Genomic DNA, 7,547 nt, shown 5'->3' on the forward strand with positions numbered 1-7,547 from the left:
TACGACCATCCTCCTGCCAGGCGTCGACCAGAGGCTTCAGAAGTGTCGTTTTGCCGGAGCCGGCGACACCGATCAGGAAGCCCAGGCCGCCCGCCTGACCAAGCGCATTGATGGCCGCAAGCTGCGCGGCGCCGTGGGCCGGCTCGCGCGTGAAGTCGAGACCCGACCGGGCGACGGCTGCGGCGATCTGCTCGTCACTGAGCGCGCCGTCCCGCGTGCGCGCCGACAGGCCGGCAAGACGGGCCATGTCCTTTTCGAGCGCGATCTGGGCGCTTGTCGCGACCCGGAGGCGGCCGTCCTGTTCGCGTGCAAGGAAGCGGACCTGTTTGCCATTAATCTCAATGCCGCGCTCCTGAATCAGGTCAGCAACCCGCTCCACGTCCTCCATCCCCTCAATGCCGGACGCAATGAGACCGTGCGCGGCATGAGTGCGGAAGGCATCCCGGTCGACGACAGCCGCCGTCCGAAATTCGTCAGCCAGCATTTTGGCCGCGATCCCATAAGCCTTCTCGAAACGCTCCTTCTGGGACAGCAGAACTGTCTTCTCATCGGTCAGAACCGTGTCGTGGTGCCAGCCGATCTCATCGGCTTCTTCCCGCCAGATGTCCCGCTCATTGCGTCCGGTATATTTGTTCGACCGGTAGGTCAGATTGGCCTGATGCAGGATCTTGAACTTCTGCTCGGCACTCATGGCCTTCCAGTCACCGCCCTGCCGTTTGACGAAGGCTTTGGCCATGCGCTCGGCCTGTTTGCTCCGCTTCGAAAAGAGCTCGCGGGCTTCTTCGGGGATGCCGTTCAGAACGACAGCCTTACCGCGAGCATCCACGTCCACCCGGATACCCAGCTTGCGAAGCTCTGATGCAAGCTCTGCCTGGAAGTATCCGCCAAACATATGCGACGTCATCCGGGTCACGCGCTTGGTGTCCAGAGAGCCCAGATGCCCGCTCTCCGTGGCGACCGCGTTGAACATGATATTATGGATATGCGCCTGCGGATCCCCTGGCACCGGAACTTCCACCGCCGCCGTGGGGCCTTGTGCACCATCCTGGATTTTCAGGACCGGCCGTGCCGTGTAGTGCCGGAAGGACACCCAGCCGACATCGCCGCCTTCGTTAAACGACACGCCACCCTTTCCGCGCCGCGCGATCCCGACCTCCTTGGCAATGAACGCCATGGCACGGTCATTCGCCTGGTGGATCGCCGCCCAAATGAGGGCCTGCTCGGCTTTCGTCGAGGCGAACTCTGCTGCAAGGGTGACGCTCTTGTCGGGGGCGGCCGTGAAATCAATCCCGGAAATCTCCCGGTTTGCATGATTGCCGGCCCATTTCTCTCCCGTGTCGGCACGCTTGCCCTCGAAGAGACGTGCAAGAGCCTCATCTGTCGGACGCTTCGTCACATCGATGCCCAGCTCGCTGGCAATCCGTTCGCTCATATCGGGGGCCCAGCTCCCGCGGGCATCGCGTCCGGTATAATATGAGTTCAGGCGATCACCGGTTTCGAACTGGCTCTTCTCGCCATTCCGCTCGAACCGAACATCCTTTTCCGGCTCAAGCTGATGCTCGCGAAGATAGGCGACGATGAGCTTCCCGGCCCCGGCCGCAGAAAGCTTGCGGTAAGTGATCATGCCTGCTCGGCTGCCTCACCGCTCCCGCGCTCAAGCCTCGCAACCTGTTCACAAAGCTGCTCCAGGACACTGCCCTGACGGTCCAATGCGTTCGCCATGCGCACCATGACCTCGTGCAGGCCTTCTCCGTCCTGTGGCGTATCAGGCGGACTGACCAGCTGATGGATCTGGGCGAGCATTTCCCCGAACTGGTTGAGACGGGTCATGACAAGCAGTTCAAACTGGCTCTGCCCCGTCAGGGGGCGAGGCAGCGTAAAGTCTTCGACGTCAGACACGGATGGTCAGCTCCTTCTTACTGAAAGAGGCATTCTCCCATCCTGTATTGTGAGTGCGGGTGGCGGGGTCAGCAGACTGCGTCAGGGATGGCGGGCCACACGCTTTGCCTGCAGGAACAAGCCGCGAAACTGCTCCAGAACCGTCCGCATGAACGCCTTGCTGAACTGCCCTGTCACGGCAGACTGCCGGAGGTAGTACGAGCCTTTGACCGGATCGAGATTGTACTCATCTAGCATGAGCCATTGACTGCGGTTCTGATCGAGCGCCGCACGCGGCTTCTCTGTGGCCGGGATCTCGACGGCCTGTCGTCCCTCCGCTGGCTTCTGCGTGGTGAGAGGCAGCAGCAGAACATAGTCCTGACCATCCCGGCCAACAAACAGCACGGCTACGGCAACTGGCCGGTCCTTGCGCCCCTCTGTCTCGCCCTGTGCATCCTGCCAGTGCCACAGATAGGGGTAGTGCAGAACCGTACCGGGCTCGAACACGGCGCTCACGGTCAGCGCTGGTCCGGAGACAGAAACGCATCAATGGCCTGCGTGACATCCTCCGCCAGATCGGCGGGCATCTCGGCCGTTGCTCCAGACACGCGGCGGTCGGGCTGCGACTGTCTGAGAGACTCGTACTGCTCGACACTCAACACCACCAGACGGGGCTTTCCGCGCTGGCTGATGGCGATCGGCCCCTGGAGCGCGCTGGCGATAATGTCTCCCGATTTCCGGGACAGATCACTGGTTGAAAAGGTACGCATGGTCGGGCTCTCGTCTCGGCTGGACATACATCATTGCTGTCTTTGACATGATATACATCAATTACAGCATTACGAAAAGCACCCTCTCAAAAGCATCGAAGAGCGCCCCCTGATCCGGTTGCCTGGTGGTCCCGCAGGGACCGCACCCGAAAGGGTGCATTTGTATATGGAAAAAGAAAAAACCTGCAACGATCTTGCCCCGATCATTGAACGACTGCGCAGCGATGACAGCACGATCTTTGACACGATGTGAGGCTGGTGCTAGGCGTAGCTCAACGAGGAAGGACGTAGACATGAGTGCAGCGATGGCGATGGGGGGAACCGACGGCGCAATGTTCACCGCATTGCTGGGCTGTCAGCGCGGAACATGGGCGCACTCGCCGCTGTACCAGTGGATGACGAACAATTACGAGGCGATGTCGAAGGCCATCACAGGTAAGAAAGTCCGCTGGCAGAAGATGAGCGAAGCAGCGGAATCCGCTGGTCTGATGAACGTGAACGGGGAGCCGCCGAAGCCTGCCACGGTCCGCAGTACGTGGTATCGTGTTCGTAAAGCTGTCAGTGCCATGCACAGCGCACAGGAAGACGCCCGCAACAAGGCTTCTGCGGCTCGTGCCGCAGCCCGCGCTACCTCTCAGGCACAAAAGCAGCATGATGCTGAAGGACGGGACACGCTGAACCGTCGCGTGGCGGAAGCCGATGCGGATCTGCGGGAAAGGCAATTACAGGACGCCCGCGATCGCAGTCGCTCAGTCCTCTATCCCGAAACGACCTCAGACGTACGGAGTGAAGCCGCCCCGTCAGAAGAACGTCAGGCCGCTCCTGCCGTGCAAATCGGGCAGGTGGCCGAGTTCGTTGTCATGAGAAAACAGGCTCCACGCTATGGCAAGGATCAGGATATTCCTTTGCCACCGCCCTATGTTGGTCCACGTCCCGCAGGAATGCCGAAGGATCTGCCACTTGAAGCCCTCATGCCGCTTGATGCGTCTGGGCGAACTCCCGAGGGCAAACTCGACTTCGAGCAGATGCCGGGTCTGCCGCGCCGATCCTTCTTTGACAGAGACCGGGAATGGGCACTTGCCTGCCTACCCATGATTGAGGTCATCCCCCCGCGCGAACGGAGTAAACCTCTTAAAGCGATGTTCTGTCTTTTGAAAATGAAGATCGGACGCTAATCCGCGCCCACCTGCGCTGTCTGCACTCACAACAGGATCTGGGAAAATGATCGAGCCGTCTCTGGCGGATCATTCAATATCAGGAATCCAATGTGACCGGAAAACCAAAACGCCTTTCAGCGCCTGAGCTTCACGAGGCCATTACGAAGTCTCTCGAACTGCGCTCCCTGATCAAAGCCGGACGCGGAAATCTCGGTGGAACGACTTGCCTCGCTCCGCTTGCGGAGCGGGCCATTTTTCAGGGGCGGCCTCTTCTTCTGGGGGACGGAGATGTTCGTAACCCCGGCATTTCCCTGTTCAAGGAGATTTATAAAACTCACGGGCTTCCTTGCCCGTCAAACGAGGAAGCCGGCCACCTGAAAGAGTGGTTTGCCAACAGCTTCAACGAAGCGGCGATGCGCAAATCATCTCTGCTAATCGACATTGGGGGTGGTGACAGAACCTTGGAGGAATGGGCCGCCGAAGATGACATCATCGGTGCGGCGGATGCCGTCGGTGTTCCGGTCACAGGCCTGTTCATGTGTGGCTCCCAGCCCGGTGACATCGCCTATCTTGAAAAGCTGTGGGCCAGCGGCCAGTTCCGGCCCCGCCGTGGCATCATCGTCCTCAACGAATGGACCGTTCCAGCCGGGCATAAGCCGGACACTATTTTCAACCCGATCATGAACGATGAGCGCCTTATGAACGTGGCGGGGATGGAAACAGAATTTCTGCGGATTCCAAAGCTATCCTGCATGAAAGAAGTGCTGGCGAGTGGCCTGACTTTCCATGACGCCGCCGCGGGTAAGCCGGGACAGGACGGAACGCCCCTCGGCCCGATGCGTCAGTGGCTTGTCAAAAACTGGCTGGAGAAAATCGAGGAAAACATCTCGGATGCGGGCATCGAAGACTGGCTGCCATGAGAAGGAGCCGCAAATCCGAGCCGGATCTGCTCGACCGGCTGAAAACAGGCGCCAATCCCTTTGGAGGGATTGGCAACCGAAGATTTCTCGACCTCCTCGCTGACGGAGAGCAACACTTCGTCTGTTACAATGCGGTGGGGGAAGCTGAGCATCTTGATGTGACCGATCTCGGCGTCACCATCCGCTCCCTCTCCACCATCCGGTTTCCGGTGGGGGTATCGTTCTGGGAGTGGGAACCCAATGGAACGGAGCGGCTTCCGCCGCTTCGAAAAAACAGCGTGCCGACCCGCTGTGGATTTCTGGTGATTGCGGATCAGTCAGGGCAGCGCGGGATGTTGCATTATGCAGACTATCGTCCGCGCATGAAAATCCATGGCAGGCCCATGGCGACAGTCTATCCAGTCTCGTTGACGTTCGATCTACGGGATGACTGCGCTCCACCGGACACGCCACTCTTCTTTGGCGATGAAAGTCACTACGCCAATCAGCCCGATCTTCCTCCCGAGGCTCTGACGGCGTTTGATGTTGAGGCAAGCCCGAAGGACGCAGCGGCTCTGATGGGCCATTTCGGGGCGATGCCCTCCCCGCTCTACAAAAATAATCCTGAACAGGCCTTCCCTCAGGATGTGTCTCTGTTCTCGTCCAAAGACTGGGAGCTTTTCCAGTCCTTGGCCAATGACCTGCTCCATGAAGCCACGCCGTTCATGTGCATGCAGCTGCTCATTCGTGCATCGCATGTCCGGAGCTGGACCACTGACCAAGGCACCGGGACGGGGCTTCGGAAGATTACGCTGTACGATACTGAGGTCCTGACGACATGAGTGAGCTCACAGACAAGGCGACTTTTGACGGACTGGCCGAGGCGGGTCGGTTGATGGAAGAAGCGGCCCGGCTTGACGGCATTGATGAACATTCTCCCCTTGGGCGGTGGATCCGAGCCCAACGCAAAGGCATGGATGCTTTTGCGCGGGTTGTGCTGTCATGCGCCTCTGAAATGCAGAATTTCAGAGCCGAGGCTCGCGAGATCCTCGAGATGTCCAAGCAGGAAAAAAACACTCTGCGGGACCAGTTTATCGAAAGTCGTCGACAGGTCGAAAAACTGGGGGAAGTCGCGGAACGGAATGTCGAGAAACAGGAACTGTTTCGAGACCGCGAATTGCAGGCCACGCTCGGGCGGATCGTCTCCGGCGTGACCTCGGAGCTGCGCAAGGAAGTTTTCGACCAGTTGCGGACGGAAATTCCGACGCATGAGCGCCAGTTTTACAAGGAAGCGCGATGGCGCGCGTATGTGCGGATGACACTGGCCGGTGCGGTCCTCATTGGCCTCGGCTTTGCCTCTGGCTATACATATGACGGTTATGCGGCGCGGGTCGGCCGTTATTGCGAGGAACATCAGGCGTTCGACACGAAGGGCGCATCGTGGTGTCAGATCGTCCCGCCGCCGATCCTGCCGAAGTCCTGAGCGGGCTCTTACGCACCGGCTCCAGGGCGAAGCCCTGACGCAGCATACTTCACAGCCGCGCTTGCGCGGTTGTGTCCATTTTGGCGCGGTCTGACCGGACAACAAAAAAGGCGGCTCCCAGGGGAGCCGCCTTTTGCATGTGTGGACCTGGCCGAGGCCGATCAGGCGAGGCCGTTCGAGGCAGCCCGGATCTCGTCAGGGGTGGCACCAGCGGCGCGCGCGTCTTCTGCGGCCTTCTCAATGCTGGAATCGAACCGGGTATTTTCCAGAAAGGTCATGAGGGCATCCGCGATGGCAAAGCCACGCGCAAGGTGCTCCAGCCGTCTCAGGGGGAGGCTCTTGGCGCTGGCGTCGGGGACATAGGGGGCGAGTGCGTGAGACATGGGACAGGCTCCACGACCGGGCGGGGCCGGTCGCTCTTCGATGTGCAGAGGGACAGGAAGAGGCCGCGCCCTGTGGGCGCGGTGGGCTTGACTTAGAAGCCCATGGCGTCGGCCTGAACGGCGGCGACGTCACGGGAGAGGCTGCGGCCATTGTCGCGGGTGTAAGGCTTCCATGCCTGACCCATCAGTTCCTCATAAGCGGCACACGCGCCGGAAGCGACGCAGGACAGCGCGTAAGCCTTCGCGCCGTTCTCGGCGGCGATGCGGCGCAAACCGTCCACGCGGTTATCTGCACCGTCCACGCCCATGCGGTCTTCGTCGCGGTCGCCGTTGGCGTAGCTGTCTGCGGCATCCTTGGCGATCATACGGCGGTTTTCATAGAAGTTCGCGGCGCCATAGGCGGAACGGATGAGACCATCCACCACGCGGTCAAGGTGCATCCGCAGACCGTTGAAATTCTGCTCGCCCCGGATATAGGTCACGAGGATGGGAAACATTAGCTCGTATTGCTCGCGCACCATGTTGGACCCTGCCCCGGTCAGCTCGTCAACGTCACCGGCTTCGACACCGAACGCCAGCACGATTTTTGCCATCTGGTCGTCAGACGGAACGAGACGGAGAATGTCGGCCAGAGACGGCGCGGCAAGAGCCTTGGTGCGGCGTTGTGCTTCACTGAAGCGGCGAACAGCGGCGGGGGAATAGTTGCCCTGAGAAGCGTTCTGGGACATTGTGTTGGATGCGTCGGACATGAAAATACCCTTTCTAGTCTAGCGAAGTCCCGTTCGGTGGTGCAAACACCGTTCGGGGCGCTTTGTCTTGAGGGCCAATCCCTCTCGACAAGTAAAAGATAGCCTTCCCGGCCTTTTACTGCAAGAGAAAAAATGAGAAAACCGCCATAAAACGCGCTTTATTTTTGCATGACAAGTAAAAAGATTTCTTGATTACTTCATGAATACCTGTCGTTTTCCTAGACCCAT

General features: G+C 59.7%; 10 protein-coding genes. 4 read left to right on the forward strand and 6 right to left on the reverse strand.

The genetic code is table 11. The features are described from left to right. From mobF to R5H23_RS16250, 4 genes are all read right to left on the reverse strand, one after another. On the reverse strand, positions 1-1,624 hold a 1,624-nt coding region (gene mobF, locus R5H23_RS16235; RefSeq protein WP_317216056.1), incomplete at its 3' end, for a MobF family relaxase. Continuing rightward, entirely contained in the window at positions 1,621-1,899 is a 279-nt protein-coding gene (locus R5H23_RS16240; protein ID WP_317216058.1) for a hypothetical protein, read from the reverse strand. The genes R5H23_RS16240 and mobF, both read right to left, overlap by 4 nt. 81 nt (positions 1,900-1,980) lie before the next feature. Continuing rightward, positions 1,981-2,394: a hypothetical protein gene (locus R5H23_RS16245; protein ID WP_317216059.1), complete on the reverse strand. Its 414-nt coding sequence runs from the start codon at positions 2,392-2,394 to the stop codon at positions 1,981-1,983. A gap of 2 nt (positions 2,395-2,396) precedes the next feature. Then, a complete protein-coding gene (locus R5H23_RS16250) occupies positions 2,397-2,648 on the reverse strand; it encodes a type II toxin-antitoxin system prevent-host-death family antitoxin (RefSeq protein ID WP_317216060.1) in 252 nt (83 codons plus the stop codon). A gap of 293 nt (positions 2,649-2,941) precedes the next feature. Here R5H23_RS16250 and R5H23_RS16255 point away from each other — a divergent pair, with 293 nt between their 5' ends. From R5H23_RS16255 to R5H23_RS16270, 4 genes are all read left to right on the forward strand, one after another. Beyond that, complete coding sequence (locus R5H23_RS16255) at positions 2,942-3,823, forward strand: hypothetical protein (protein WP_317216062.1); 882 nt, start codon at positions 2,942-2,944, stop codon at positions 3,821-3,823. A gap of 92 nt (positions 3,824-3,915) precedes the next feature. Next, on the forward strand, positions 3,916-4,725 hold the full coding sequence (locus tag R5H23_RS16260) for a hypothetical protein (RefSeq protein WP_317216064.1): 810 nt from the start codon (positions 3,916-3,918) through the stop codon (positions 4,723-4,725). Next, positions 4,722-5,546, forward strand: coding sequence for a hypothetical protein (locus R5H23_RS16265; RefSeq protein ID WP_317216066.1), 825 nt, complete (start codon positions 4,722-4,724; stop codon positions 5,544-5,546). The genes R5H23_RS16260 and R5H23_RS16265 overlap by 4 nt, the downstream gene beginning before the upstream one ends. After that, positions 5,543-6,187, forward strand: a complete 645-nt coding sequence (locus R5H23_RS16270) for a hypothetical protein (RefSeq protein WP_317216067.1) — start codon at positions 5,543-5,545, stop codon at positions 6,185-6,187. Before R5H23_RS16265 ends, R5H23_RS16270 begins: the two co-directional genes overlap by 4 nt. Before the next feature lie 161 nt (positions 6,188-6,348). Here the strand turns inward: R5H23_RS16270 and R5H23_RS16275 are convergent, their stop codons facing one another. Together R5H23_RS16275 and R5H23_RS16280 are read right to left on the reverse strand one after the other, a co-directional pair. Then, positions 6,349-6,570, reverse strand: coding sequence for a hypothetical protein (locus R5H23_RS16275; RefSeq protein WP_211514212.1), 222 nt, complete (start codon positions 6,568-6,570; stop codon positions 6,349-6,351). 92 nt (positions 6,571-6,662) lie between these two features. Continuing rightward, positions 6,663-7,319, reverse strand: coding sequence for a hypothetical protein (locus tag R5H23_RS16280; protein ID WP_317216069.1), 657 nt, complete (start codon positions 7,317-7,319; stop codon positions 6,663-6,665). Between the last annotated feature and the right edge of the window lie 228 nt (positions 7,320-7,547).

The sequence above is a fragment of the Gluconobacter sp. GP1 genome (genome assembly GCF_032913585.1).
GTDB classification, from domain to species: domain Bacteria; phylum Pseudomonadota; class Alphaproteobacteria; order Acetobacterales; family Acetobacteraceae; genus Gluconobacter; species Gluconobacter cerinus.

What these genes read in the sequence shown, in the direction of transcription:
- R5H23_RS16250 (WP_317216060.1), bottom strand. Translation starts at nt 2,648, where the DNA reads ATGCGTACCTTTTCAACCAGTGATCTGTCCCGGAAATCGGGAGACATT.
- R5H23_RS16255 (WP_317216062.1), top strand. Translation starts at nt 2,942, where the DNA reads ATGAGTGCAGCGATGGCGATGGGGGGAACCGACGGCGCAATGTTCACC.
- R5H23_RS16265 (WP_317216066.1), top strand. Translation starts at nt 4,722, where the DNA reads ATGAGAAGGAGCCGCAAATCCGAGCCGGATCTGCTCGACCGGCTGAAA.
- R5H23_RS16270 (WP_317216067.1), top strand. Translation starts at nt 5,543, where the DNA reads ATGAGTGAGCTCACAGACAAGGCGACTTTTGACGGACTGGCCGAGGCG.
- R5H23_RS16275 (WP_211514212.1), bottom strand. Translation starts at nt 6,570, where the DNA reads ATGTCTCACGCACTCGCCCCCTATGTCCCCGACGCCAGCGCCAAGAGC.
- R5H23_RS16280 (WP_317216069.1), bottom strand. Translation starts at nt 7,319, where the DNA reads ATGTCCGACGCATCCAACACAATGTCCCAGAACGCTTCTCAGGGCAAC.